The sequence below is a fragment of the Aquamicrobium terrae genome, from assembly GCF_040545735.1.
GTDB lineage: Bacteria > Pseudomonadota > Alphaproteobacteria > Rhizobiales > Rhizobiaceae > Mesorhizobium > Mesorhizobium terrae_A.
In genome coordinates this window covers 63,211-88,214 of sequence record NZ_JBEPML010000018.1, presented here as the reverse complement: position 1 = coordinate 88,214, position 25,004 = coordinate 63,211, and the positions used below count along the sequence as shown (strand labels likewise).

Genomic DNA, 25,004 nt, shown 5'->3' with positions numbered 1-25,004 from the left:
GCGGATCAGGCCGCGGCGCTGGCCGGCTTGCGCGGCCGTGCCCTTCTGCGCGAAAGACGGGCCGGCGCCGCCTTGAGGCGCACGGCCGGCTTGTCCTCGAGACCCGAGGTCACGGCCTCGGCAATAGAGCCGGCGACGAAATCGGCACTGATGGCGTCCGCCTTGACGGTGGCGCTCTCGCCTTCCGCGCGCGGCACGAAGATGCCGACCCGCAGGCCGGACTTCGCCCGCTTCAGCCGGCGCACGACATGGCGGGCATGCGCCTGCGAGCCGGCATTCAGGAAGGCCACGATGACGGTGTCGACCTTGCCGAGCGGCAGGGAGGTGACCGCGCGACCCTCCAGCGCCGTGTGGGCGCCGGTCGCCGCCTCGGCGCCCTGCACTTCCAGAACCTGCGCCAGCATGGCGGCGGCGGCATCGTCCAGTTCACCTCGCCCGCCGAGGCACAGCAGCGAATGGCCCTCGCCATCGGGCAGGTCCGGGGTCTCGATCGCGTCCTCCTCCTCTTCGGCGGGCGCGCTCTCGGCCTTGCCGGCATCCTTCTCGGCCTTCTCGGCCTTCTCGTCCTCCTCGTCGTCCTCTTCCTCCTCCTGCGCGACGTCCTCCAGGTTCTCGACCAGCGTCAGCGCGCTTGCGGCCAGCAGCTTGCGCTGCTCGTCGCTCATGACGCCGCGCTGGCGGTCGCTTTCGCCGATCAGCAGGGCGGGAATGCCGATGCGGTCGTAGTAGTCGACCAGATATTGCTCCTCCAGGAACTCCTCGGCATTGTCGGTCGCCTCGTCGGGGTCTCCGGCCAGCAGGCGCTGGTAGAGCCGCGCATGGGGTTCCAGCACCGGCTCGTTGCCGAGCAGCACGTCGAGGAAGGCGAATTGCGGCACATGCCGGCCGAGCACCACCAGGCATACGGTGAGCGGGGTGGAGAGCACCAGGCCGAGCGGCCCCCACAGCCACGTCCAGAAGATCGCCGCCACGATGATGGCGAGCGGCGACAGCCCGGTGCGGGAGCCGTAGAGCCACGGCTCCAAGATGTTGTTGGACACGAGTTCCATGACCAGGAACAGGCCCGCCGTCCACAGCACCAGCGACCAGCCGGGGGCGACGGCCAGCGCCAGAAGCAGCGGCAGCATCATGGCGATGGCCGGACCGATATAGGGCACGAAGCGCAGCACCAGCGCCAAGAGGCCCCACAGCAACGCGTTGGGAATGCCGATCAGCCACAGGCCGATGGTGATCGGAACGGCATAGGTGGTGTTGACCACGAGCTGCATCAGCAGATAGCGGCCGACGCGCTTGCCGGCGTCCTGCAAGGCCTCGGTGGTGCGGTGCAGGTCGCTGTAGCCGACGAGGCGGATGAAGCGGTCGCGCAGATCCTCCCGCTCCAGCAGCATGAAGATGACGACGACGATGATCAGGCCGGCGGTGGCGAAGGGCGCCGCCAGCGGCACGATGACGTTCTTCAGCGTCTCGATCGGGTTCTGGCGCGCCACGATCTCGACCGGCAGCGGCTCGCGCGGCGGCGTCTCCGGCTCGGCCGCCGGCGCGGTCTGGGTGCCGCGCTGAAGCTCGGCGCCGACGCGCTCGACGGCGCTGGACAGCCGGTCGATGATGCCGCCATTGGCGCCGACCTCGCGCAGCGCGCGGACCTTGTCGAGGATGTTGGACTGATAGGTGGGAATGTTCTGCGCCAGGGTGCTCACCTGGGTGGCGACGACGAAGGAAAACAGGCCGATGGCCATGAAGGCCAGCACGACCGTCAGGATCACCGCCGGCACCTTGGGCACCGAGCGCTTGCGCAGCGCCGAAACCATCGGCGCCAGGGCGAAGGTGAGCAGGAAGGCGACGGCCAGCGGCAAAAACACCTCGCGCCCCAGATAGAGGATGGCGGTGACGCCCACCATGGTGACGGCGGTGGGCACGAAGGGGCGCGAATAGTCGCCATCGGCCGTCACGGCCGCCCGCGCCGGACGCTTCGCCGCTGCTTCATCCGTTGTGGCCATGGCAGATCCCCTCACCTTGTCTTGCGCCTGTCAGGCGCATTCTGCAGGAAATGCCGCAGGCTGGCCAAGGTTCCCGCCATCCGGCGGCGAAACCGGCCGTTTTTTATGCGGCTTCACGCTGCGTGCAGTTTCGTTGATGCATGGCTCTACAGTTTTCGCTTGATCGGGCGGGGGCATATCGTCCAACTAGCCGGCAATTCTCCCGAGGGGCCACGGCAACGAGGTTTTCATGGCGCGCGACACGACCGATTTCAGCCCCGTAGAAGGCCTGGACGAACTGGTCGGCTATCTGGCCGCCGGCTGCAAGCCGCGCGAGAAATGGCGCATCGGAACCGAGCACGAGAAGTTCCCCTTCTATGTCGACGGCCACGCGCCGGTGCCCTACGGGGGCGAGCGCGGCATCCGCAGCCTGCTGGAAGGCATGCAGGACAGGCTCGGCTGGGACCCGATCCTGGATGCCGGGCGCATCATCGGCCTGGTCGAGCCGACCGGACAGGGCGCCATCAGCCTGGAGCCGGGCGGGCAGTTCGAACTGTCGGGCGCGCCGGTGGAGACGATCCACCAGACCTGCCGCGAGGGCAACGCGCATCTGGCACAACTGCGCGAGATCGCCGAGCCGCTCGGCATCCGCTTCCTCGGCCTCGGCGGCAGCCCGAAATGGACGCTGGCCGAAACGCCGAAGATGCCCAAGTCGCGCTACGAGATCATGACGCGCTACATGCCCAAGGTCGGCAGCCACGGCCTTGACATGATGTACCGCACCTGCACCATCCAGGTGAATCTCGACTTCGACAGCGAGACCGACATGCGCCGCAAGATGCAGGTCTCGCTGAAGCTCCAGCCACTGGCGACGGCGCTGTTCGCCAACTCGCCCTTCACCGACGGCAAGCCCAACGGGCTGCAAAGCTGGCGCGGCGAAATCTGGCGCGACACCGACAATCAGCGCGCCGGCATGCCCGAATTCTGCTTCGCGCCCGATTTCGGCTTTGCCGACTATGTCGAATGGGCGCTGGACGTGCCGATGTATTTCGTCATCCGCGACGGCCGCTATCACGACATGACGCACATGACCTTCCGCCAGTTCATGGAGGGTGCCGCCCGCAACGAACTGCCCGACGGCCTGCCGACCATGGGCGACTGGGCCAACCATCTGTCGACCGTGTTCCCCGACGTGCGGCTCAAGCGCTTCCTGGAAATGCGCGGCGCCGACGGCGGCCCGTGGCGGCGCATCTGCGCCCTGCCGGCCTTCTGGGTCGGGCTGCTCTATGACGAGGAAGCGCTGGCGGCGGCCGAAACCCTGACCTCGAACTGGACCTACGAGGAAGTGGTGGCGATGCGCGACGCGGTGCCGGCTAAGGGCATCGGCGCGCCGTTCCGCAACACCACGCTGCGCGAGATCGGCCGCGAGGTGCTGGCTTTGGCCCGGCTCGGCCTCAAGAACCGCGCCCGCCTCAACCGCGACGGCTATGACGAGACCTCCTTCCTGCAAACGCTGGACGAGGTGGTCAGCCGCGGCACCACCAGCGCCGAGGAGATGCTGTCGGCCTACCATACGCGCTGGGGCGGCTCGATCGAGCCGGCGTTCCTCGAATACGCCTACTGATTTAGCTTCAACAGCAGGACGAAAGGCTCTAGGCTTCGCCCCCACGCACAGGCTGGAGGAGCGAAGATGCAGAACCTGTTCGACATGCTGGCCCGGGCCCAGAACGGCCAGGGCATGGAAGCGCTGGCAAGGCAGTTCAACCTGTCGCAGGAACAGGCCCAGGCGGCGGTCGAGGCGCTGCTGCCGGCCTTCTCGCAGGGGCTGAAGCGCAACACCGCCGATCCCTACGGCCTCGGCGGTTTCCTCAACGCGCTCGCCAGCGGCCAGCACGCGAAATATTTCGAGGATGCAAGCCGCGCCTTCTCGCCGCAAGGCGTGGAGGAAGGCAACGGCATTCTCGGCCATCTGTTCGGCTCCAAGGACCTGTCGCGCGCCGTTGCCGCGCAGGCGGCGCAGGCCACCGGCCTCGGCCAGCAATTGCTGCAGCAGATGCTGCCGGTGATCGCCTCGATGATCATGGGCGGCCTGTTCAAGCAGTCGACCGGCCAGATGCAGGCCGCCGGCGGCTTCGGCAACAACCCGCTGGGCCAGATCATCGAGGAGATGATGAAGCAGGCAGGCACGGGACAGGCGGCCCCGCAGCCACGACAGGCGCCGCAGGGCGGCGGTGCCGGCAACCCGTTCGGCGAGAACCCGTTCGCCAACACGCCCTTCGGCAAGGTGCTGCAGGACATGTTCGGCGGCGGCGCGCAGCCGTCCCCGCAAACCCGCCAGCAGCCCCGGACTCCGACGGGGGACCCGGCTCAAAACCCGCTGGGCGACACCCCGTGGGGCAAGATCCTGCAGGATATGCTCGGCGGCGGCGCGGGCGGGACCGTCCCGGAACCCGAGCCGCAGCCCCGGCAGCAGCAGCGCCAGGCGAACCCCGGCGGGCGCCCCAAAAACCCGTATGACGACCTGTTCGGGCAGATGTTCGAAACCGGGCGCCAGCAGCGCGACGACTACCAGAAAGGCGTCGAATCGGTCTTCGACCAGTTCCTGCGCGGCATGGACCGCAACCGGTAGGCCGACATGAAAAAAGCCCGGTCCAGAACGGACCGGGCGAGGTTGCAGGCAGGCCGGAGGGGACCGGATGGGTATCGCCTGCGAGGGAGTTCAGACGGATTTCGCAACGCCCGTCAGGCCGGCGCGCGCATCGGCGATGGCCATCAGCCGCGCGGTCGGATCGGAAGGCGAAGCGCCGAGCGCGACGTCGAGATCGGCGCGGGCAAGGCCGATGTCGGCAAGCTCATGGTCGGTCAGCTCGGACAGGCGCCGGAAGGCGCGGCGGTTCCGCCACAGCTTCAGGAGGCGAAGGGTGGCATGGCCGATACGGGTCAGGGCAGCCGGACGCGTGGAAATGCGTGAGGTCTCGGCGGCGCAGTCATAGGCAGTCATCTCACTCTCCTCAGCCGTGCGGCAAACGGCGACACGACGCGCCGTGGGAGGCGACGCGAGGCGGCCGGATGCGCACTCGTTCCAGTTGCGGGCATTTCTATGAGCCTGCGCACCATGCCAGCGACAGATTGATTAATCCAACGAATGTTTTTAATGTTTAGGATCAACTCTGCTGATGGGTATGCCGATGAAGCCCCCGCTTGACCTCGACCAGTTGCAGACTTTCATCACCATTGCCGACACCGGCAGCTTCACGCGCGCCGCCGAAGAAGTGCACCGCACGCAGTCTGCGGTGTCGATGCAGATGCGGCGGCTAGAAGAGCGCATCGGCAAGCCGCTGTTCGAGAAGGAGGGGCGCTCCAACCGCCTCACCGAAGAGGGCGAGCGGCTGCTTTCCTATGCGCGGCGGCTGCTTTACCTCAACCGCGAGACGCTGGCCGCCTTCGACGACCAGCGGCTGGAGGGCACGATCCGCATCGGCACGCCGGACGATTATGCCGACCGTTTCCTGCCCGAGATCATGGCGCGCTTCTCGCGCTCCAACCCCCGCGTCGAGCTGACGGTGGTGTGCGAGCCGACGCCCGGCCTTGTCGACCAGATCAAGCGCGGCCAGCTTGACATCGCGCTGGTCACCCACAACGACGCGCGCGGCCAGTCGGAAGTGGTGCGGCGCGAACCCTTGCTGTGGGTCAGCTCCGTCAACCACGCCACCCATGAGCAGGAGGTGCTGCCCATGGCCTTCGGCCGGCCGAACTGCGTGTGGCGACGCGCCGCCTGCGATGTGCTGGACGGCATGAACCGCGAATACCGCATCCTGTTCACCAGCTTCTCTGCCACTGTCATCGCCGCGGCAGTGCTGTCCGGGCTTGCCATCTCGGTGCTGCCGGAATGCGCGCTCAGGCCCGGCATGCGGGTGCTGGGCGAGGCAGACGGCTTCGGCCCCCTGCCCGACTGCCGCATCGGCCTGATGCGCGGCCAGACCGAGCAGCCGGAGATCGTCGATGCGCTGGCCCGCCACATCGCCGAAAGCCTCGACAACATCTCGGTGCCGGGCATCGAGGAGACGACCGGGTTGGGCTTTGCCGCACAGGCGCTCAACCGGGCGCGGCGCGGCCAGCCGGCCACGATCCTGCCCGGCTGGTGAGGAAACGGCGGACAATGCCGGGCGCGCCTTGACCGGGCGCGCCGGAAGCTGCCCTATCTGCCCATGAGCGAAACCGTCCCCGAATCACGCAGCAACGCCGCCGAATTCACAGTCAGCGAGATTTCCGGCGCGCTCAAGCGCACCGTCGAGGACGTGTTCGGCAATGTGCGGGTGCGCGGCGAGATTTCCGGCTACCGCGGACCGCATACTTCCGGCCATGCCTATTTCGCGCTGAAGGACGACCGCGCCCGGCTGGAAGCGGTGATCTGGAAGGGCACCATGTCCCGCCTCAAGTTCCGGCCCGAGGAGGGCATGGAGGTGGTGGCCAGCGGCAAGCTCACCACCTATCCGGGCTCGTCCAAATACCAGATCGTCATCGACAATCTGGAGCCGGCCGGGGCCGGCGCGCTGATGGCGCTGCTGGAGGAGCGCAAGCGCCGGCTGGCCGCCGAAGGCCTGTTCGACCCGGCTGCCAAGCGCCGGCTGCCCTACATGCCCTCGGTCATCGGCGTCATCACCTCGCCGACCGGGGCGGTGATCCGCGATATCCTCCACCGCATCCGCGACCGGTTTCCGCTGCATGTCATCGTGTGGCCGGTGCGCGTGCAGGGCGAAACCTCCGGCGCCGAGGCGGCAGCGGCCGTCGCCGGCTTCAATGCCTTGCCGCAGGACGGCGCGATCCGCCGGCCGGACGTGCTGATCGTGGCGCGCGGCGGCGGCAGCCTCGAAGACCTGTGGGGCTTCAACGACGAGGCGCTGTCGCGGGCCGTGGCGGCTTCTCAGATCCCGGTGATCTCGGCCGTCGGCCACGAGACCGACTGGACGCTGATCGACCTTGCCGCCGACGTGCGGGCGCCGACGCCCACGGGTGCCGCCGAGATGGCGGTGCCGGTGCGGGCCGAACTGGAGGCGACGGTGGCGGCGCTGGCCTCGCGACTGCAAGCGTGCATGTCGCGCCGGCTGGAACGCGACCGGCAGGCAATACGGGCCGCCGCCCGCGCCCTGCCCTCGCCGGACCAGTTGCTGGGACTGAAGCGGCGTCGCTTCGACGAGGCGGAAAGCCGGTTGCAGCGGGCGCTGGAAGTGGGCGTCGAGCGCAAGAAGGCGCGGCTGGCGGCGATCCGGCTGACGCCGGCGGCCCTGTCGCGGCGCATGAACGAGGCCCGCCTGCTGATCGGCCGCGACATGGCTCGCGCCCAGGCCGCCTACTTCGCCGTGGTGCGGGAACGGCGCATGCGCCTTGGCCGCGCCGCCGGGCGGCTGACACCGGCGCCGATCCTGCGGCGCCAGCGCTTGCAGGCCGACATGCTGGCGGCCCTGTCCCGGCGCGGCGACCAGGCGATAAGCGTGCGGCTCGACCGGCTGCGCGCCCGCCTGATCCAGGCGGACCGGCTGCTGACGACGCTGAAACTGTCCGAGCAGGCGATCCTCGAACGCGGCTATGCGCTGGTTCTGGACGAACAGGGCGCGCTGGTGCGGCGGGCGGCCGACATACGGCCCGGGCAGAACCTGGAACTGCGCTTCGCCGACGGGGCGGCAAAGGCCGTGGCCGGCAGCGGCGAGGCCGCCCCGGCGGAGCCAGCCCGCGCGCGTCCGGCGCCGAAGCCGAAGGATCCCGGCGGACAGGGTTCCCTGTTCTGAAGATTTTCCGTGAAGGGGCCGGCCTGTATGCGACCCGCGCGTGAGACGGCAGAGCAATTCCAGCAGAAGTGCTGTGCGGTTTTGCGTCCGGAATTGCGTAAAGATAAAAGATGGAGCGTTTCGCGATTCGGAGAGAAGCGGAAATGCTCTAGCCGTTACCGGGACCGGTCTCGGCCTGCGCCTTGCTGTCAGGCTGCTTGTCTGTGGGCAGCGTAGAACCCTGAGGTTCCGGCCCGTCCGCCTCGGCCGCGTCCTCGAGATGCAGGGCAATCAGTTCCTGGATATCGCCGACCTCTTCCTGAATATCCTCGAGCGGAATGCCGGCCTGCGCCGCTTCCTTGGTGCATTCGCGGGCCAGGGTGTGCGCCTGCTCGTCGATGCGGGCCGGCATGGCCGGCGCCTGGCATTTCTCGCCGATCCATTCCTGCAGGAACTTGATCGCCTGTTCACTCATTCTTGCGTACCCCGTATCTTCTGATCCGGTTCCGTTGCAGTCAAAAGGGTCGGTAGCTCAAAATCGCGCCGGATGCTCATCACTCTGCGTTGCCGCGCGTCAGACAGCGGCACTGCCGGCCACAGAGGCCGGAAAAGGAGCGGCTTTTCCACATTTCATGTGAGGCGTTTCCATCATAGTGAAGGCAAGGCCATCCCGGCAAAACGTCGGTCACTCGATCGCCGCGCACCCCGATGGACGCATGTTGACGACCTGTCTCGTTGTTCAAGCACCCGCTTTCGCCTCGATGCTTCGTCCCTCCGCAAGGGAGCGATCATCTCCTAATCTAGGCGCTGGCCTCCAATGCTGCAACAGCGGAACGGCGATTCCCACTGCCGTGGGAGCATGGCACCTATGCATTGGGGAGATGGTACCGTTGCCTGGGCTCGAACCAGGGACCTCCGGATCCACAATCCGGCGCTCTAACCAACTGAGCTACAACGGCACAAGGCCATGGGGCCGCCTCGGCATCCGCCTTCCGCTTCCGGCGGAACGGCTTCAGCCCCGGCGAAGCGTCAATAAGGTCTAATGGAGTCTAATTCAAGCCATATGAGCCGGAAAACATCACGCACCGTGAAGAGATTGATGCTTCCGGCTTCAGGCACGGGCCTGAACGAAAAAAGGCCGGCGGGAGGAGGCCGGCCAGTTTCGTTTTGCCGTCATGAATGTCCCGCGGCCGGCCGGGAGGAAACCGGCCACAGGACAAGCAGGTCAGGCGGCCTTGGCGCCCTTGAAGGACTTCTCGACGGCGGCCTTGATCGGCCGGGAGACGTCTTCGAGGGCCTTGGCGGTGACGGCCTGGAAATCCTTGGCCTGGGCAACGCTCTCTTCGAAGCGCTGGCGCAGGAACGAGCTCTGCAGTTCCACCACTTCCGACAGCGAGCGGGCGCCGACCAGCGCCTCGAGGTGGGCGAAGCCGGCCTCGGCATTGGCGCGCATGGCGGCGATCGTCTTCAGCGACAGGTCGCTGGAGCTGGCGCGAACGGCCTCATAAGTGGTTTCGAGGGCCTTCTGGGCCTCTTCGGTGCCGGTTTTCAGCCTGCTATAGGCTTCCTTGGACTGCTCGATGCCCTTTTCGGCGAAATCACGGACGCGATCGGCGGTCTTGGACGCATCGAAGGTCGGGAATTCAACGGTTTCTGCGGTCTTGGTCTTGGTCATTTTCGATCCTTTCGGATAGGGGGGCTTTGACTCGACGCCAACGGGTTTCATCTGTCACCTATCCATATAGCACAATTTTTGTGCAATGCAATATTGCTGTTGCAATGCAGCATAAAATCGGGCGCCGTGTTAACCACACAGGCAGGATTCCCGCGCTTGCAGCCTGTGCGTTGTGGACGCGGGGGCGCAAGCCTTTTACTAACAAAGCGTTAATTACAACCAGTCGGCCATGAGGGTTGGTCAAGCACATGCCGCCCGCAACCTATTCCTTCCTCGACGTCGCCGTGCTCGACACGGTGCGGCAGCGCTTTGCCGTCGGGGATGCGATGGTCATCCTGGCCGCCGATCTCGGACGCGTGCTGTGGGCCAACGGGCCGGGCGCCGCCCTGCTCGGGCATGCCCAGGTGGATGCGGCGATCGGCGCCGAAGCCGGCCTGCCGGCCGTCGCCCGCCGCCAGATCGCGGCCACGCCGGGCTATCCGGATATCGGCGGCGACCGTCCGCTGCTGGTGCGGCTGACGAGCGGGGTCAGCGGCGCGGCCACACCCCTGCTGGCCAGCGGCGTGACGATGCCGGACGGCGAAAAGGCGCTGCTGCTGGTGGCGCCCATCGTTTCCGATGCGGCGGCGCCCGACCCGCGCGCGCTCGGCGGCTTCGACGAGAACGCCCAGTTCCTAGCCTTCATCGACGGCGACGGCAGGGTGGAGGCGAGCTCCGCCGGCTTCACCGAACTCGCAATCCCGGCCGCCACCCTTGTGGCGCTGGTCAAGGATGTCGCGCATGAGCGCGACCGCATGGTCAAGCGGCTGATCAGCGCCGGCGCAAGATCCTATCCGGCCGGCATGGCGCGCCTCAGCGACGAGCCGGTGCGCCACCTGCTGGTGGTGGTCGACGAGGGCGTCGCGGATGCCGAAACGATACGGGGCTCCGCTGCACGCTCCGCGCGGGACGAGGCCGGCAGCCACCACGACCACTGGTATTTCAGCCATGAAGACGGGCCGGAACCGCCGCCCGCATGGCCCGACAGCGCGCCCCCGGCCGATCTGCGCGAACCGCAGGAGCGGCCCCGGGCGGAGGCCCAGCCGGTCCGCTTCGTCTGGCGCACCGATGCGCAGGGCCGCTTCAGCATGTTGTCCGACGAATTCGCGGCGGCGGTGGGCGCACCTGCGGCCGACGTCATCGGCCGCCGCTTCCGCGAGGTGGCCACGGCCTTCGGCTTCGACCCGGCCGGCGAGGTGGCCGACCTGCTCGAACGCCGCGACACCTGGTCCGGCCGCTCGGTGCTGTGGCCGATCGCCGGCACCGAACTGCGGGCACCCGTCGATCTGGCGGCGCTGCCCGTCTACAACCGCGAGCGCGAGTTCGAGGGCTTTCGCGGCTTCGGCGTGGTGCGCATGGCCGAGGCCCGGCCCGATCCGGAAAGGATCGGCCTGGCGCTGGTGCCCAACGCGCCGGAACCGGCGCCTGCGGCAGACGAGGACAAGCCGGCCGACCCGTTCAACGGCGAGGTGCCGGCGCTCAGCATTGCGCCGCGGCCGGAACGCCGTTTCACCGACAAGGTCATCAAGCTGGCCGAGCACCGCCCGCCGGTGCACGAGCCGCCCGCCAACGACAGGACGCTGTCGACGAGCGAGCGCAACGCCTTCCGCGAGATCGCCGAACGGCTGAGGAAGGACAGCGGGGCCGATGCAGGCGCGTCCGCCGTCGGCAAGCCGGCACGCCCCGCCCCGCCCGAACAGCAACGCGAGGCGCCACCCAAGGCCGGGCAACCGGCCGGCCGCTCCTTGCTCGACTATGTGCAGGACGAGGACGACGACAGCCTCACGAACGCGGATTTCCGCGATGCAAGGCTGGACGGCAACGATGTCGCGCCCGTCGAACCGGACGGCACTCTTCCGGCCGAAGAGCCTCGACAGGCCGAACCGGCCGCGTTCGCCCCGCCCTTGCAGCGGGCCGGCTTCGTCCCGTCGGCCTTCGCGGCCGCAAGGCAGGCGCCCGACACCACCATCCTCGCCCGCCTGCCGGTGCCGGTGCTCATCCATTCCGGCGATGCGCTGCACTACGCCAATGCCGAATTCCTCGATCTCACCGGCTACCAAACGGTCGAGGAGCTGGAGGCGGCGGGCGGCCTCGACACCCTGTTCATCGACCCCCATGCCGACGAGCCGGATGCGGAGCGGGATGCCGGCACGAACGGCCGGGACGAGGTGCGCCACGCGCTGTTCCTGCGCAAGCGCGACGGCAGCGAGTTTCCCATCGAGGCGATCCTGCGCTCGGTGCCCTGGCAGGACGGCGCGGCCCTCCTGCTGGTCCTGCGCCGCGCCGGCGAGGACCTGGGCCGGCCGCAGGCCGAAGTCCTGCCGCCGGCGGCCAGCGCGGCGACCCAGGCCGACATTGCCGAGCTCAAGGCGCGCATCAGCGAAATGCGCACCATCATCGACACCGCCACCGACGGCGTGGTGCTGATCGGCCGCGACGGCAGCATCCGCTCGATCAGCCGGCCGGCCGAGGCGCTGTTCGGCTTCGACAGCGACGATGTCACCGGCAAGCCGTTCGCCTCGCTGTTCGCCATCGAGAGCCAGAGGGCGGCGCGCGACTATCTGGCCGGGCTCAGCGAGCCGGGCGTCGCCAGCGTGCTCAATGACGGGCGCGAGGTGATCGGGCGCGAATCACAGGGGCGCTTCATCCCGCTGTTCATGACCATCGGCCGCCTGCCGGGCGACAGCGGCTTCTGCGCGGTGGTGCGCGACATCACCCAATGGAAGCGCGCCGAGGAGGACCTGACCCAGGCCCGCGCGCTGGCCGAGCGGGCCTCATCGCAGAAGAGCGACTTCCTCGCCCGCATCAGCCACGAGATCCGCACGCCGCTCAACGCCATCATCGGCTTTTCGGAACTGATGGTGGACGAGAAGTTCGGCCCCATCGCCAACGACCGCTACCGCGACTATCTGCGCGACATCAACCGCTCGGGCAACCATGTGCTCGATCTGGTCAACGACCTGCTCGACATCTCCAAGATCGAGGCCGGCCAGCAGGAGATGGACTATGAGGCGGTGTCGCTCAACGACACATTGGCCGAAACGGTGGCGCTGATGCAGCCGCAGGCCAACCGCGAGCGCGTCATCATCCGCTCCAGCTTCGCCTCGCGGCTGCCCGACGTGGTGGCCGACCTGCGCAGCGTGCGCCAGATCGCCCTCAACATCCTCTCCAACGCCATCCGCTACACCCAGGCCGGCGGGCAGGTGATCGTCTCAACCGCCTACGAGCCCTCCGGCGACGTGGTGATGCGGGTGCGCGACACCGGCATCGGCATGACCCAGGCCGAGATCGAGCAGGCGCTGAAGCCGTTCAAGCAGGTCAACGCGCTGAAGCGCGCCCGTGGCGACGGCACCGGCCTCGGCCTGCCGCTGACCAAGGCCATGGTCGAGGCCAACCGCGCCCGCTTCACCATCACTTCGACGCCGGGCGAAGGCACGCTGGTGGAGATCGCCTTCCCCTCGGTCCGGGTGCTGGCGGGATAGGCCGGCCGTTTCGCAGTCTCGCAAATATCCAAAGCATTACAGGTTTTTACGAAAGCTGCCCCTCACCCTTACCCTCTCCCCGCCTGCGGTGAGAGGGGAGCCACCAGCGTTGCGGACGGCATCCCTTCTCCCCGTAAGCGGGGAGAAGGTCCCGGCAGAGAGATGAGGGGCAGCAACTGGCGCACCGGCAAAGGCGCTGCTACCCTTCAGGCAAAAAGAAAGGCGCCCGAGGGCGCCTGAATTTGAATATGTCACAACGGGCAGGGACTATTCCGTTCCACGCGGGGGCGCTGCCGAACGGGATTTCTCCCTTAACTCGCCCGTAACTATCGGGCCCCGGGCCTTAACAAATCCTTACCGGCGCGCCGAAAAATTTACGAATCCCTATCGGAGCTGAAGTTTAGGTAAACCTGCGCGTTAATGCTTCGTTGACCATGACGGTCAACTCGCCAGTTGCGGCAGGTCCCTGAACAGCTCGAGCGCCTCGGGATTGGCGAGCGCTTCCTTGTTCTTGACGGGGCGGCCATGGACGATGTCGCGCACGGCAAGCTCGGTGATCTTGCCGGACTTGGTGCGCGGAATGTCGGTCACCGCCACGATGCGCGCCGGCACGTGGCGCGGGCTGGCGCCGGTGCGGATGCGGGTGCGGACCTTCTTTTCCAGCTCCTCGTCGAGCTTCACCCCCGGCGCCAGCCGCACGAACAGCACCACGCGCACGTCGCCGTCGAAGTCCTGGCCGATGGCGAGCGCCTCGGCGATCTCCGGCATCTGCTCGACCTGGTTGTAGATCTCGGCCGTGCCGATGCGCACGCCGCCGGGATTGAGCGTCGCGTCCGAGCGGCCATGGATGACGATGCCGCCATGGACCGTCCATTCGGCGAAGTCGCCATGGCACCAGACATTGTCGAAACGCTCGAAATAGGCGGCGCGGTATTTGGCCCCGTCGGCATCGTTCCAGAAGCCGATCGGCATCGCCGGGAACGGCCTGGTGCACACCAGCTCGCCCTTTTCCTGGCGCACCGGCCGGCCCTCGTCGTCCCACACATCCACCGCCATGCCGAGGCCGGCGCCCTGGATCTCGCCCTCCCACACCGGCTCGGTCGGCACGCCGAGCACGAAGCAGGAAACGATGTCGGTGCCGCCGGAGATCGAGGCCAGGTGCACATCCTTCCTGATGCCGTCATAGACGAAGCGGAAGTCCTGCGGCGACAGCGGCGAACCGGTCGAGGAGATGGTGCGCACGGTGGAGAGATCATGGCTGTCGATCGGCCGCAGGCCGGCCTTGCGCACCGAATCGATGAACTTCGCCGAGGTGCCGAAATAGGTCATCTTCTCGGCGTCGGCATAGTCGAACAGCACGTTGCCGTCGGGGTAGAAGGGCGAGCCGTCGTAAAGCAGCAGCGTGGCGCCCGAGGCCAGCCCGCTGACCAGCCAGTTCCACATCATCCAGCCGCAGGTGGTGAAGTAGAAGAAGCGGTCGCCCTCCACGAGCCCCGCATGCAGCCGGTGCTCCTTCACATGCTGGAGAAGCGTGCCGCCGGCCGAATGGACGATGCATTTCGGAATGCCGGTGGTGCCCGAGGAAAACAGGATGAACAGCGGATGCGAGAAGGGCAGCCGCTCGAAGCGGACCTTGCCGACGGCGAAAGGCCGGATGGCGTCCTCCAGCGCCTCTGCGCCCGTAATGCCGGCGGCGACGTCCTGCGCGGTGCCGAGATAGTCGACAACCAGCACCTTCTTCAGCGTCGGCAGCTTGGCGGCCACCGCCGCCACCTTGTCGCCCACCTCGATGGCCTTGCCGTTGTACCAGTAGCCATCGGGGACGATGAACACCGCCGGCTCGATCTGGCCGAAGCGGTCGAGCACGCCCTGTTCGCCGAAATCGGGCGAGCAGGACGACCACACCGCGCCCAGCGCCGCCGTGGCCAGCATGGCGGCCACCGTCTCGGCCATGTTGGGCATCATCGCCGCCACCCGGTCGCCGGCCTTGACGCCGAGCGAGGCGAACAATTGCTGCAGGCGCGAGACCAGCGCCTCCAGCTCGGCCCAGGTCAGGCGCCGCTCCACCTTGTCCTCGCCGCGAAAGACGATGGCCTCGCCCTTGCCGGCGCGGCCGAGCAGGTTCTCGGCATAGTTGAGCCGCGCCTCGGGGAAGAAGGCGGCATCCGGCATCCTGTCGCCGTCGGCCAGCACCGTGCCGCCCTTGTCGCCGACCACGCCGCAGAAATCCCACACCAGGTCCCAGAACGCCTCGGGCGCGGCCACCGACCAGGCATGCACGTCGCCATAGGACGCGAATTCCCGCCCCGCGCGCCGCTCGGCCTCGACCCGAAATGCGGTCAGCGGCAAGGCCGCAATCCGCTCCGCCGACGGCGTCCAAAGCGGGGTTTCTGTCGTCATCAGCCGCCTCCCATGCGCATTCCGTTCCATTCAAGTCACGTTAAGCATACTGCGTCCGCGTACCGCAAGTTCCGTGACTCCGACAACAGCATGTGCGCAATACGTCATGGCCAGGCCATAAAGACTTGAAATGCGTCAGCCACGGGTTACACCTTGCGCCACCTGACGTGACGCGGAAAGGGCGAGATGACGTCGAGCTGGATCCGGCGCGGCCTATGGGCGCTCGGCATCGCGGCGGTTGCCGCGGCGCTGGCGGTGGCTGCGCTGCCCTATGTCGCCTCCAACCGCATCGTGCGCGACCGCATCGCGTGGGAGATGAGCCGCTGGACCGGCTATCGCGTCACCATTTCCGGCGCACCGAAGATCGAGGTGTGGCCGCAGCTCAATGCGGTGCTGTCGCAGGTGACGCTGTCCCGGTGGAGCGACCCCGAGCAGCAGCCGGTCATCTATGCCGAGCGCGTCGAGATCGGGCTCGCGGCCATGGCGGCGCTGCGCGGCGAGGTCGTGTTCTCCTCCACCCGGCTGATCCGTCCTACCATCAAGGTCGAACGCACGGCGTCGGGGCTCTACCTGCCGCCCATGCCGGACAGCGGCAGCATCGGCCGTTCCCTCGAGATGGCGCGCGCCATGGTCAAGGCCGGGGCGGCCGAGCCGGACCCGGCGCGGATGCCGGCCGCCATCGGCAATGTCGAGATCCGCGACGGGCGCATCGTCACGGCGGTCAACGGCAAGGACAGCGAAATCCTCAGCGGCCTTTCCGCCCGCGCCAACTGGCCGGAACCCGGCGGGCCGGCAACACTGTCGGCCTCGGCCATCTGGCGGGGTGAAAGCGTCACTATCGACGCGGCCTCCCAGAAGCCGCTGCTGCTGGCGTCGGGCGTCACCGCGCCGCTTTCCTTCTCGGTCAAGGCCGCGCCGGCCAACCTGTCCTTCGACGGCAAGATCGGCCTCGCCGCCAACGCCTTCATCGACGGCGACGCGAAGTTCCAGGCGCCCTCCCTGCGGCGCGTGCTGGAGTGGACCGGCACGCACATGGCCAACGCCACGACCGTCGCCGCGATTTCCGTATCCAGCCATGTGCTGGGCGAGGCGGAGCGGGCGAAATTCGACAATGCCCAGATCATGCTCGACAAGAATCCGGGCACCGGCGCGCTGGACCTCGCCTTCGGCGAGACCGGCCGCCCGGTGCTGTCGGGCACGCTGGCCTTCGAGACGCTCGACCTCGGCCCCTTCGTCTCCGCCTTCACGCCGCTTGTCGCGCCCGCCGAGGCTGCCGGCAATGCCGGCGACATCGAGACCACGCTGGCGGGCCTGCTCAATCTCGACCTGCGGCTGTCGGCCGCCAAGGCGACGGCGGGCGCCATTCCGCTGACCGAGCTGGCGGCCACGGTGCAGGTCAAGGACGGGCTCTCGGTGTTCGACGTTTCCGACGCCGGCGCCTTCGGCGGCAACATCCAGACCGGCATCCGCTTCGACCGGAAGCCCGGCGGCACGCAGGCCGAGATGCGCCTGCTCGCCTCCGACATCAACGGCGCCGCCTTCGGCGCGGCGGTCGGCATGACGCGGCTGATGCCGACCGGCAAGGGCACCATTTCGGTCATCCTCAAGGGACCCGGCAAGGGCTGGCATTCCGTCATGGAAAGCGCCGACGGCTCGATCTCGGCCACCTTCGGCCCCGGCACGCTGTCCGGCCTCGACCTCGCCGCCTTCATCAGGCGCAACGGCGAGGGCGGCTTCTTCCCGCTCGACGATGTCGACGACGGCTCCGTGCCGATCGACGGCGCCGAACTCAAGGCCAGCGTCGCCAAGGGCGTGGTGCGCATCGAGAAGGCGCAGGCCAATCATGGCGGCTCGCGCCTGTGGCTGACCGGCATCATGCCCTATGCCGGGCGCGGCCTGGCCCTGACCGGGGGCATCGCCAGCCAGCAGCCGCCGGCCGCCGCCAATGGCGAGAGCGGCGAAGCACCCGCCCCGCCGCCGAACCAGACCCTGTTCTTCGTCGGCGGGAGCTGGACCGCGCCGTTCATTTCCCCGATCTCCGGTTCCGGCCAGAACTGATTTCCGTCCTCCCGGACAGGCCCCTCTCCGGAACTGGCCTTGATGTCGCAGCCGCCCGTGCCGTCTTTTCCCGGCGCGGCAGTGCTGCTAGCCTGTTTCTCGAGGGGACACGTCTTGTTCAAACCGGCTCACAGATCGCGGACCATGGTTGCGCTCGTCGCAACCCTGATGCTCGTTCTGCAAACCCTCGCCACCGCCTGGGCCGGCGCCACGCCGAGCGCGCCGCTGGACATCTTCGGCAACCCGCTGTGCATCACCGGCATCGACCATTCGTCGGGCACCACGGACGGCCAGGCGACGCTGCCCGATTGCTGCACCTTCGGCTGCTGCCAGGTGTCGCCGCTCTTTGCCGGAAATGGCGGCGGCGCAGCCCTTGCCGTGCCGTTCATGGTGAAGGCGCGGGCGCCTTCGCTTTCGCGCAAAACCATCCATGTCGCAGGGCCGGATCACAATCCCGGCAACCCGCGCGCGCCTCCCGCGACAGCCTGAAGCCGACCGGCGGGCACCATGACGCCCGCACCGGACAGGCTTTGTCCGCACGTCCACCAATCACATGAATGAAATGACGGTCCGGCACGCGGCCTGCGAAACGCGGCCATGCCCGCCGTTCCATATACAGGAAACATCCCATGAAGAAGCTCGTTCTGTCCGCCGCGCTGGTGCTCGGCGCCCTTGTCCCGGCCGCCGCCCACGTCACGCTCGAGAAGGGCGAAGCGCCGGCCGGCTCCACCTACAAGGCCGTATTCCGGGTGCCGCATGGCTGCGAGGGCGCACCGACCAATGTCGTGCGCGTGCAGATCCCCGAAGGCGTCATCTCGGTCAAGCCGATGCCCAAGCCCGGCTGGACGCTGGAAAAGGTGCGCGGCACTTATGAAAAAGCCTACGACTATTACGGCACGCCGACCAGCGAGGGGGTCAAGGAGGTGATCTGGAAAGGCGGCAATCTCGGTGACGACGAATATGACGAATTCGTCCTGCGCGGCTTCCTGACGCCGGACCTCAAGGTCGGCGAGACGGTCTATTTCCCCGTCGTGCAGGAATGCCCGGAAGGCAAGGTCGAACGCTGGATCGAAATCCCCGCCGCCGGCCAGAGCAGCGACGACCTCGAACTGCCGGCGCCCGGCGTCAAGCTGCTGGAAAAGACCGGCGGCCATTGAAGACTGGCCGGCGGGCGGCTGCCGCCCGCCGGCTTCCATCCCGAAGGAGAGTGGAATGGTCGACGAGGTCTTCCGTCACGGCCGCCATGCACTGGCGGCACTTTTCACCGCACTCGCCCTGCTGTGGCTGAGCGTGGCCGCCGAGGCCCATGCTTCCCTGGTCGGCTCCACGCCCGCCGACGGAACCGTGGTGGCCAGCGCGCCGGCAAGCTATGTACTGCAGTTCAACGAGCCGGTCTCGCCGCTGAAGCTGACGCTGGTGCAGCCCGACGGCAACACCTTGTCGCTCGACGGCTTCGAGCTGAAGGACCGGACCCTGGAAATCGTGGCGCCTTCCGGGCTCGGAAGCGGAACGCATGTGCTGAGCTGGCGCGTGGTTTCGGAGGACGGGCATCCGATCGGCGGCTCGGTGGTCTTCTCGATCGGCGAGCCCAGCGCCCGGCCGGACACGGCCGGGAACCAGATCGACTGGACGGTGCGCGCCGGCCTGTGGACCGGGAAGCTGATGCTCTATCTCGGCCTGTTCATCGGCGCCGGCGGGGTCTTCGCCCTCACCTGGCTGATCGACGGAACGCGGCACGGAAGCCGCCCGGTTCTGGCCGCGCTCGGCATCGGCTTTGCCGGCATTCCCCTGTCTGTCGCCTTCCAGGGGCTCGACCTGCTCGCCGCCGCGCCGGCGCGCATCCTCGATCCGTTCATCTGGTCGGCCGCCGCCGGGTCGAGCTTCGGCCGCACCGCCGGGGTCGCCCTTTTGGCCCTTGCCGCGGGCGGCATAGCGCTGGCGGTGCGGGGCACGGCCGCGCGCCTCGCCGCGCTCGCCGCGGTCCTGCTCGCGGGAACGGCGCTGGCGCTGAGCGGCCATGCCAGCGCGGCCAACCCGCAACTTCTTGCGCGGCCGGCCGTCTTCCTGCACACCGTGACCGTGGCCCTGTGGACCGGGGCGCTGGTGCCGCTCGGCCTCGCCTTGAAACGGAACGATCCGCGATCGCTGGCGGCGCTGCGGCGCTTTTCGGCCGCGATCCCCTATGCCGTCGCCATTCTGGTTGCGGCGGGGATCGTTCTGGCGGCGCTCCAGATCGACCGCCCGGCGTCGCTGACCGGCACCGCCTATGGCAGGGTGTTCCTCGTCAAGCTGGCGCTGCTGGCGGCCCTGTTCGCGCTGGCCGCCTTCAACCGCTGGCGGCTGACCCACGGCGCGCAAGCCGGTGAAAGCACGGCCCGGCGCGGGCTGACCCGCTCCATCGCCATGGAGACCGCGCTGGTCGTCGCCATCTTCGCCGCCGTCGCCTGCTGGCGCTTCACGCCGCCGCCGCGCTCGCTGGCGGAAGCCGCCGCACAGCCCGAATCGGTGCATATCCACACCGAGAAGGCGATGGCCGAGATCACCGTGACGCCCGGCCGCGCAGGCCCGGTCGACGTGTCGGTGATCGTCATGAGCGGCGAGTTCGGACCTCTCGACGCCAAGGAGATCGGCCTGGTGTTCTCGCAACCGGAAAGCGGCATCGAGCCGATCCGGCGGCCGGCCGGCAAGTCGGCCGATGGCGTCTGGCGCGCGCAGGGGCTGGTGCTGCCGCTGACCGGAACCTGGCAGGTGCGCCTCGACATCCTCATCAGCGACTTCGAGATGACGCGGCTGGAGGGCGAGCTGCGCCTGCGACCCTGATCTCAGACCGCAAGCAGATGGCGTTTGGCCGGATCGGGGATCACCACGATGGGGCTGCCGTCCCGGACGCTGCCGTGCAGATGGATGATGTCCTGATTGACCAGGCGGATGCAGCCGGACGAGACTTCCTTGCCGATCGACCAGGCTTCCGGCGTGCCGTGCAGGCGATAGAGCGTGTCCTTGCCATCCTTGTGGATGTAGAGCGCACGGGCGCCGAGCGGATTGCGCAGGCCCGGGCCCATCCCGCCATTGGCGATGCTGTAGGGCTCCAGCTCCGGCTGGCGCGCCACCATGGCGTCGGGCGGCGCCCAGCGCGGCCATTCGCGCCTGTAGGCCATGATGGCGCGTCCGGCCCAGGAAAACCCGTCGCGGCCGACGCCGATCTCGTAGCGCACGGCCCGCCCGCCGGGCCGCACGTGATAGAGATATTTTGCCGGCGTATCGACGATCAGCGTGCCCGGCACTTCGCGCGCGTCGTAGTCGATCTCGGCGCGCCAGAACCTTTCCTCCAGCCTGGAGATATCGACGGCCGGAATCGGGAAGCGTTCATCGGGCAAAGCCTCGTACATCGGCGGCCGCACGCGCTTTTCCCGCACCGGGACCTGGGGTTGCGGCGCCACGGAAGGCGGCCTGGCGGAAACACAGCCGGCAAGCGTCGCCGCGCCGGCGCCAATGACAAATGCCCGGCGCGTGAGGCTGCCGGCGCTGCTGCTTCGGTCGGTCAAGGCTCGCAAATCCTCTTCATCCCTGCTTCGGATGCGGCGATCAACCGGCCCTGCCTTAAGCCTACCTTAAGGCTGTCGGCCGGCAACCGCCGCCGACAGGCGTGCCTTGACAGCTTGTTAGGGATCGGCGCCTAGCTTGGCCGCGAAGCGCAACCTTGATCCGGGGGGATCGATTGGCCCGTTGTCGACGGCCACGCGCGACGGGCATCGGCCCCGCCGCCTCAAGCCTGCACGAACTCGGCCGCAAGCCGGGCGAGGCCGGATCGTCCTTGCCAGCCGGAGCCGGCGCATGTGCGCGATAGCCGGCTATCTCGGTCCGCTGCCGTGGGCGGAAGGCACCCGGCTCCTGCAGCGCATGTGCGCGTGCCTCGCCCATCGCGGACCGGACGGGCAGGGTGTCCATGCCGACGACCATGCCGGGCTCGGGCACAGGCGGCTCGCCGTCATCGACCTGTCGCCTGATGCAGCGCAGCCCATGGCCAGCGACGACGGCACGCTCCACATCACCTACAATGGCGAGGTGTTCAACCATGTCGAACTGCGCGCCATGCTGGAAGCGCGCGGCCGGCGGTTCCGCACCTCGAGCGACACCGAGGTGGTGCTCCAGCTCTACGAGGAATTCGGCCCGGATTTCGTGAGCCATCTCAACGGCGATTTCGCGCTCGCCATCCGGGATGCGCCGCGCCGGCGGCTGGTGCTGGCCCGCGACCGCATGGGCGTGCGGCCCCTATTCTACACCTGGCATGAAGGTCGTTTTCACTTCGCCTCGGAAGCCAAGGCGCTGTTTGAGGTGCCCGGCATCGCCGCCGAGCTCGATCCGGTGGCGCTTGACCAGATCTTCACGCTGTGGGCGCCGCTCGCGCCCCGCACAGCCTTCAAGGGCATTTCGGAACTGCCGCCCGGCCATGTGATGATCGTCGCGGACGGCGAGGCCCGGATACACCCCTACTGGACCCTGTCCTTCCCGGATCAGGGCGATGAGGACCAGCGGCCCGTCCCGGTTCTGGCGGAAGAATTGCGCGCCCTGCTGGAAGACGCCACCCGCATCCGCCTGCGCGCCGACGTCGAGGTCGGCTCGCTTTTGTCCGGCGGGCTCGATTCCTCCATCGTCACCGCGCTCGCCGCACGCATGGCTCCGGGCCGGCTGCGCAGCTTCGGCATCACCTTCGACGATGCCGAGTTCGACGAAAGCGACTGGCAGCAGGCGACCGCGCGGGCGCTGGGCGTCACCCACCATGCCATCGCCTGCCGGACCGGCGACATCGCCCGCGCCTTTCCCTCCGTCATCCGCCATGCCGAGCGCAGCGTGCTGCGCACGGCGCCGGCGCCGCTCCACCAGCTAGCCCGGTCCGTGCGCGAACAGGGCGTGAAGGTGGTGCTTTCCGGCGAGGGCGCCGACGAGCTGTTTGCCGGCTACGACCTGTTTCGCGAAGCCAAAATCCGCCGCTTCTGCGCCCGCCGTCCCGGCTCGACGATCAGGCCGCACCTGTTTCGGCGAATCTACCCCTACCTGCCCTCGCTCAGTCAGCAGACGCCGGAATATCTGGCGGCCTTCTTCGGCGTCGGCCAGGACAACGCTTCCGACCCGCTGTTCTCGCACCGGCCACGCCTGCGCAGCACGGCGGGAGCCAAGATGTTCTTCTCGCCCGACCTGCGCGCCGAACTGGCCGGCTACGATGCAGCCGAGGAGATGGCGTCCCTGCTGTCGGACGACTTCGCCCGCTGGCATCCGCTGCATCAGGCGCAATATCTGGAAACGCGGTTCCTGCTGCCGGGCTATATCCTGTCCAGCCAGGGCGACCGCATGGCCATGGCGCATGGCGTCGAGGCGCGCTTTCCGTTTCTCGATCACCGGTTGGTGGAATTCGCGGCAAAGCTGCCGCCCGGCACCAAGCTCAGGGGCCTGCGCGAAAAACACATCCTGCGGGAGGTGGCCGCCGGCCTGTTGCCGCCGTCCATCGCCGCCCGGCCCAAGCAGCCCTATCGCGCGCCCGACAGCGCCTCCTTCAGCGAGGCCGCCTATGCCGCCGAGCTGCTTTCGCCGCAAGCCGTGGCCGCCACCGGCCTGTTCAACCCGGCGACCACCGCCCGGCTGCTCGACAAGAGCCGCCGCAGCGGACTTGCCGGCTTTCGCGACAACGCCGCCTTCGTCGGCGTGCTCTCCACCCAGCTCTTGTCGAGGGAATTTTCAGGGCAGGCGCCGCAAGGCGCCTGACGTGTCCAGGAAAGGCAACACCCCATGTCCGAAACCACCCACAGCCAGGTCCGCAGCTTCGTCGTGGACAACTTCCTGTTCGGCGACCATGCCACGCCGCTGGCCGATGACCAGTCGCTGATCGAAAGCGATGTGATGGACTCCACCGGCGTGCTGGAGCTGGTGTCGTTCATCGAGGAGCGGTTCGGCATCGCCATGGCCGACGCAGACATCGTGCCGGCCAATCTGGACTCCGTGGCGCGCATCGTCGCCTTCGTCGACCGCAAGCGCGAACCCGTGCACTGACCCGCCATGCGCATGGAGGCGTTTCTCAGGCACAGCGCGCGCGCCGCGCCGGACGGCATCGCCGTCGTGGCCGGCGAGACGCGCCTGAGCTATGCCGAACTCGACGGCCGCTCCGACCGGCTGGCCGCCGCGCTGGCGGCGCAAGGCGTGAGGCGCGGCGACCGTGTCGTTGTGCTGATGGAGAACATTGCCGAGGCCGCCGTCGCGATCTACGCCGTGCTCAAGGCCAGCGCCATCTTCTGCCCCGTCAACCCTCAGCTCAAGGGCGCCGGCATCGCCTTCATCCTGCGCGACGCCCGGCCGGCCGCCATCCTGACGCAGGCCAGGTTCATCGAGCCTTGCCGGCAGGCTTCGGACGGGCTCGCCGCGCCACCCGTGCTGATCTCCACCCAGGCGGGGGCCCCGCTGCCGGAAGGCGTGCTGCCGTTTGCCCGGCTTGTCGGGGAAGGCGGCGAGAAGCCGCCGGAAGCCGGCGACGACGGTGAACTCGCCATGATCATCTACACGTCGGGCTCGACCGGCCGGCCCAAGGGCGTGATGATGAGCCATGCGGCCATGGACGCAGCCTCCGCCTCCATCGCGCTCTACCTGCAAAACAGTGCGTCGGACGTGGTGCTGTGCGCGCTGCCGCTGGCCTTCACCTATGGGCTCTACCAGCTTGTGGCCAGCGTGCGCAGCGGCGCCCGGCTGGTGCTGGAGAAGAATTTCGCCTTCCCGCACGCCGTGCTGGAGAAGGCCCGCGCCGAAGGCGTCACCGGCATGCCGCTGGTGCCGACCATCGCCGCCCTTCTGCTGTCCATGAAGGAGCTGGAGCCGGGCGCGCTGCCGGCGCTGCGCTACCTCACCAACGCCGCGGCCCCGCTGCCCCCCGCCCATGTCGAGGGCTTGCGCCGGCTGTTTCCCGGCGTGCGGCTCTACTGCATGTACGGGCTCACCGAATGCGCCCGCGCCGCCTATCTCGACCCGGCCGAACTCGACAAAAGGACCGGTTCGGTCGGCAAGGCCATTCCCGGCACCGAGGTCGCGGTGGTCGACGAACATGGCGTTGCGGTCCCGCCCGGAACGGTCGGCGAACTGGTGGTGCGCGGGCCGCATCTGATGCGCGGCTATTGGGAAAACCCGGAGGCGACGGCGGCTGCCCTGCGCCCCGACCCGGCTTCGGGGCAGCGCCAGTTGCACACGGGCGACCTGTTCCGCACCGACGCGGACGGTTTCCTCCATTTCGTCGGCCGCAAGGACGACATGCTGAAGGTGCGCGGCGAAAAGGTCGCCCCGCGCGAGGTGGAGGCTGCGCTTTGCGCCTGCCCCGGCGTGGTCGAAGCCGTGGCGTTCGGCAGGCCGGACCCGGTGCAGGGCACGATCCTGCATGCGGCGGTGGTGGTTTCCGATCCCGGGCTCGGCGAACGCGACCTGCTGCGCCACTGCGCCCGGGCCCTGCCCGACTTCATGGTGCCGAAGTCGATCGAATTCCGCGACGACCTGCCGAAGACGGCCAGCGGCAAGATCACCCGCCGGCTGCTTGCCGAAGCAGGGGCCGAAGCCGGCACCGAGACTGGAGAGTGAC

Annotated in this window: 18 protein-coding genes and 1 tRNA gene; 12 read left to right on the top strand and 7 right to left on the bottom strand. The window is 68.3% G+C overall.

What is annotated here, in order from left to right; translation table 11 throughout:
- Positions 1 to 5: 5 nt before the first annotated feature.
- Positions 6 to 1,997 carry an AI-2E family transporter gene (locus tag ABID37_RS20610; protein ID WP_435521606.1) on the bottom strand — a complete coding sequence of 664 codons (1,992 nt, stop codon included), beginning with the start codon at positions 1,995 to 1,997 and terminating at the stop codon, positions 6 to 8.
- 229 nt (positions 1,998 to 2,226) lie between these two features.
- Here ABID37_RS20610 and ABID37_RS20605 point away from each other — a divergent pair, with 229 nt between their 5' ends.
- Together ABID37_RS20605 and ABID37_RS20600 are read left to right on the top strand one after the other, a co-directional pair.
- Positions 2,227 to 3,600 (top strand): glutamate--cysteine ligase, encoded by a 1,374-nt coding sequence (locus ABID37_RS20605; protein WP_354198196.1) that lies wholly within the window; start codon positions 2,227 to 2,229, stop codon positions 3,598 to 3,600.
- 66 nt (positions 3,601 to 3,666) lie between these two features.
- Positions 3,667 to 4,605, top strand: a complete 939-nt coding sequence (locus ABID37_RS20600; RefSeq protein ID WP_354198194.1) for a DUF937 domain-containing protein — start codon at positions 3,667 to 3,669, stop codon at positions 4,603 to 4,605.
- A 90-nt stretch (positions 4,606 to 4,695) separates the two neighbouring features.
- Here ABID37_RS20600 and ABID37_RS20595 read toward each other — a convergent pair whose 3' ends face one another.
- Positions 4,696 to 4,977 (bottom strand): DUF1127 domain-containing protein, encoded by a 282-nt coding sequence (locus ABID37_RS20595; protein ID WP_354198192.1) that lies wholly within the window; start codon positions 4,975 to 4,977, stop codon positions 4,696 to 4,698.
- A gap of 187 nt (positions 4,978 to 5,164) precedes the next feature.
- Here ABID37_RS20595 and ABID37_RS20590 point away from each other — a divergent pair, with 187 nt between their 5' ends.
- The gene (locus ABID37_RS20590) at positions 5,165 to 6,121 is read left to right on the top strand and encodes a LysR substrate-binding domain-containing protein (RefSeq protein ID WP_354198190.1); all 957 of its coding nucleotides are present in this window, start codon (positions 5,165 to 5,167) and stop codon (positions 6,119 to 6,121) included.
- Positions 6,122 to 6,184: 63 nt separating this feature from the next.
- Positions 6,185 to 7,762 carry an exodeoxyribonuclease VII large subunit gene (gene xseA, locus ABID37_RS20585; RefSeq protein WP_354198188.1) on the top strand — a complete coding sequence of 526 codons (1,578 nt, stop codon included), beginning with the start codon at positions 6,185 to 6,187 and terminating at the stop codon, positions 7,760 to 7,762.
- 148 nt (positions 7,763 to 7,910) lie between these two features.
- Here xseA and ABID37_RS20580 read toward each other — a convergent pair whose 3' ends face one another.
- The 3 genes from ABID37_RS20580 to ABID37_RS20570 all read right to left on the bottom strand — a co-directional run bounded on the left by ABID37_RS20580 (position 7,911) and on the right by ABID37_RS20570 (position 9,416).
- Complete coding sequence (locus tag ABID37_RS20580) at positions 7,911 to 8,216, bottom strand: hypothetical protein (RefSeq protein ID WP_354198186.1); 306 nt, start codon at positions 8,214 to 8,216, stop codon at positions 7,911 to 7,913.
- Positions 8,217 to 8,623: 407 nt separating this feature from the next.
- A tRNA-His gene (locus ABID37_RS20575) sits at positions 8,624 to 8,700 on the bottom strand.
- 266 nt (positions 8,701 to 8,966) lie between these two features.
- A complete protein-coding gene (locus ABID37_RS20570; protein WP_354198184.1) occupies positions 8,967 to 9,416 on the bottom strand; it encodes a phasin in 450 nt (149 codons plus the stop codon).
- Positions 9,417 to 9,664: 248 nt separating this feature from the next.
- Between ABID37_RS20570 and ABID37_RS20565 the strand changes: the two genes are divergently transcribed.
- Positions 9,665 to 12,937: a PAS domain S-box protein gene (locus ABID37_RS20565; RefSeq protein ID WP_354198182.1), complete on the top strand. Its 3,273-nt coding sequence runs from the start codon at positions 9,665 to 9,667 to the stop codon at positions 12,935 to 12,937.
- 441 nt (positions 12,938 to 13,378) lie between these two features.
- On the opposite strand, the gene ABID37_RS20560 is transcribed toward ABID37_RS20565, so the two are convergent.
- Positions 13,379 to 15,337, bottom strand: a complete 1,959-nt coding sequence (locus tag ABID37_RS20560) for an acetoacetate--CoA ligase (protein WP_354198181.1) — start codon at positions 15,335 to 15,337, stop codon at positions 13,379 to 13,381.
- A gap of 186 nt (positions 15,338 to 15,523) precedes the next feature.
- Between ABID37_RS20560 and ABID37_RS20555 the strand changes: the two genes are divergently transcribed.
- From ABID37_RS20555 to ABID37_RS20540, 4 genes are all read left to right on the top strand, one after another.
- Positions 15,524 to 17,395 (top strand): AsmA family protein, encoded by a 1,872-nt coding sequence (locus ABID37_RS20555; RefSeq protein ID WP_354198179.1) that lies wholly within the window; start codon positions 15,524 to 15,526, stop codon positions 17,393 to 17,395.
- A 144-nt stretch (positions 17,396 to 17,539) separates the two neighbouring features.
- Entirely contained in the window at positions 17,540 to 17,884 is a 345-nt protein-coding gene (locus tag ABID37_RS20550; protein WP_354198177.1) for a hypothetical protein, read from the top strand.
- Between the two features lie 140 nt (positions 17,885 to 18,024).
- Entirely contained in the window at positions 18,025 to 18,552 is a 528-nt protein-coding gene (locus ABID37_RS20545) for a YcnI family copper-binding membrane protein (RefSeq protein WP_354198175.1), read from the top strand.
- 55 nt (positions 18,553 to 18,607) lie between these two features.
- Complete coding sequence (locus tag ABID37_RS20540; RefSeq protein ID WP_354198173.1) at positions 18,608 to 20,215, top strand: copper resistance CopC/CopD family protein; 1,608 nt, start codon at positions 18,608 to 18,610, stop codon at positions 20,213 to 20,215.
- A 2-nt stretch (positions 20,216 to 20,217) separates the two neighbouring features.
- On the opposite strand, the gene ABID37_RS20535 is transcribed toward ABID37_RS20540, so the two are convergent.
- A complete protein-coding gene (locus tag ABID37_RS20535) occupies positions 20,218 to 20,940 on the bottom strand; it encodes a L,D-transpeptidase (protein WP_354198171.1) in 723 nt (240 codons plus the stop codon).
- A gap of 289 nt (positions 20,941 to 21,229) precedes the next feature.
- On the opposite strand from ABID37_RS20535, the gene asnB reads away from it, so the two are divergent.
- The 3 genes from asnB to ABID37_RS20520 are packed head-to-tail and all read left to right on the top strand — an operon-like array spanning position 21,230 to position 25,003.
- Positions 21,230 to 23,155 carry an asparagine synthase (glutamine-hydrolyzing) gene (asnB, locus tag ABID37_RS20530; protein WP_354198169.1) on the top strand — a complete coding sequence of 642 codons (1,926 nt, stop codon included), beginning with the start codon at positions 21,230 to 21,232 and terminating at the stop codon, positions 23,153 to 23,155.
- Positions 23,156 to 23,179: 24 nt separating this feature from the next.
- Positions 23,180 to 23,440 carry an acyl carrier protein gene (locus ABID37_RS20525; protein ID WP_354198168.1) on the top strand — a complete coding sequence of 87 codons (261 nt, stop codon included), beginning with the start codon at positions 23,180 to 23,182 and terminating at the stop codon, positions 23,438 to 23,440.
- Between the two features lie 6 nt (positions 23,441 to 23,446).
- Positions 23,447 to 25,003, top strand: coding sequence for a class I adenylate-forming enzyme family protein (locus tag ABID37_RS20520; RefSeq protein WP_354198166.1), 1,557 nt, complete (start codon positions 23,447 to 23,449; stop codon positions 25,001 to 25,003).
- The last annotated feature ends 1 nt before the right edge of the window (position 25,004 follow it).

Excerpts from the sequence above, each read along its gene's own strand:
- ABID37_RS20610 (WP_435521606.1), bottom strand. The coding sequence starts at position 1,997 with ATGGCCACAACGGATGAAGCAGCGGCGAAGCGTCCGGCGCGGGCGGCC.
- ABID37_RS20605 (WP_354198196.1), top strand. The coding sequence starts at position 2,227 with ATGGCGCGCGACACGACCGATTTCAGCCCCGTAGAAGGCCTGGACGAA.
- ABID37_RS20600 (WP_354198194.1), top strand. The coding sequence starts at position 3,667 with ATGCAGAACCTGTTCGACATGCTGGCCCGGGCCCAGAACGGCCAGGGC.
- ABID37_RS20595 (WP_354198192.1), bottom strand. The coding sequence starts at position 4,977 with ATGACTGCCTATGACTGCGCCGCCGAGACCTCACGCATTTCCACGCGT.
- ABID37_RS20590 (WP_354198190.1), top strand. The coding sequence starts at position 5,165 with ATGAAGCCCCCGCTTGACCTCGACCAGTTGCAGACTTTCATCACCATT.
- xseA (WP_354198188.1), top strand. The coding sequence starts at position 6,185 with ATGAGCGAAACCGTCCCCGAATCACGCAGCAACGCCGCCGAATTCACA.
- ABID37_RS20580 (WP_354198186.1), bottom strand. The coding sequence starts at position 8,216 with ATGAGTGAACAGGCGATCAAGTTCCTGCAGGAATGGATCGGCGAGAAA.
- ABID37_RS20570 (WP_354198184.1), bottom strand. The coding sequence starts at position 9,416 with ATGACCAAGACCAAGACCGCAGAAACCGTTGAATTCCCGACCTTCGAT.
- ABID37_RS20565 (WP_354198182.1), top strand. The coding sequence starts at position 9,665 with ATGCCGCCCGCAACCTATTCCTTCCTCGACGTCGCCGTGCTCGACACG.
- ABID37_RS20560 (WP_354198181.1), bottom strand. The coding sequence starts at position 15,337 with ATGACGACAGAAACCCCGCTTTGGACGCCGTCGGCGGAGCGGATTGCG.
- ABID37_RS20555 (WP_354198179.1), top strand. The coding sequence starts at position 15,524 with ATGACGTCGAGCTGGATCCGGCGCGGCCTATGGGCGCTCGGCATCGCG.
- ABID37_RS20550 (WP_354198177.1), top strand. The coding sequence starts at position 17,540 with ATGGTTGCGCTCGTCGCAACCCTGATGCTCGTTCTGCAAACCCTCGCC.
- ABID37_RS20545 (WP_354198175.1), top strand. The coding sequence starts at position 18,025 with ATGAAGAAGCTCGTTCTGTCCGCCGCGCTGGTGCTCGGCGCCCTTGTC.
- ABID37_RS20540 (WP_354198173.1), top strand. The coding sequence starts at position 18,608 with ATGGTCGACGAGGTCTTCCGTCACGGCCGCCATGCACTGGCGGCACTT.
- asnB (WP_354198169.1), top strand. The coding sequence starts at position 21,230 with ATGTGCGCGATAGCCGGCTATCTCGGTCCGCTGCCGTGGGCGGAAGGC.
- ABID37_RS20525 (WP_354198168.1), top strand. The coding sequence starts at position 23,180 with ATGTCCGAAACCACCCACAGCCAGGTCCGCAGCTTCGTCGTGGACAAC.
- ABID37_RS20520 (WP_354198166.1), top strand. The coding sequence starts at position 23,447 with ATGCGCATGGAGGCGTTTCTCAGGCACAGCGCGCGCGCCGCGCCGGAC.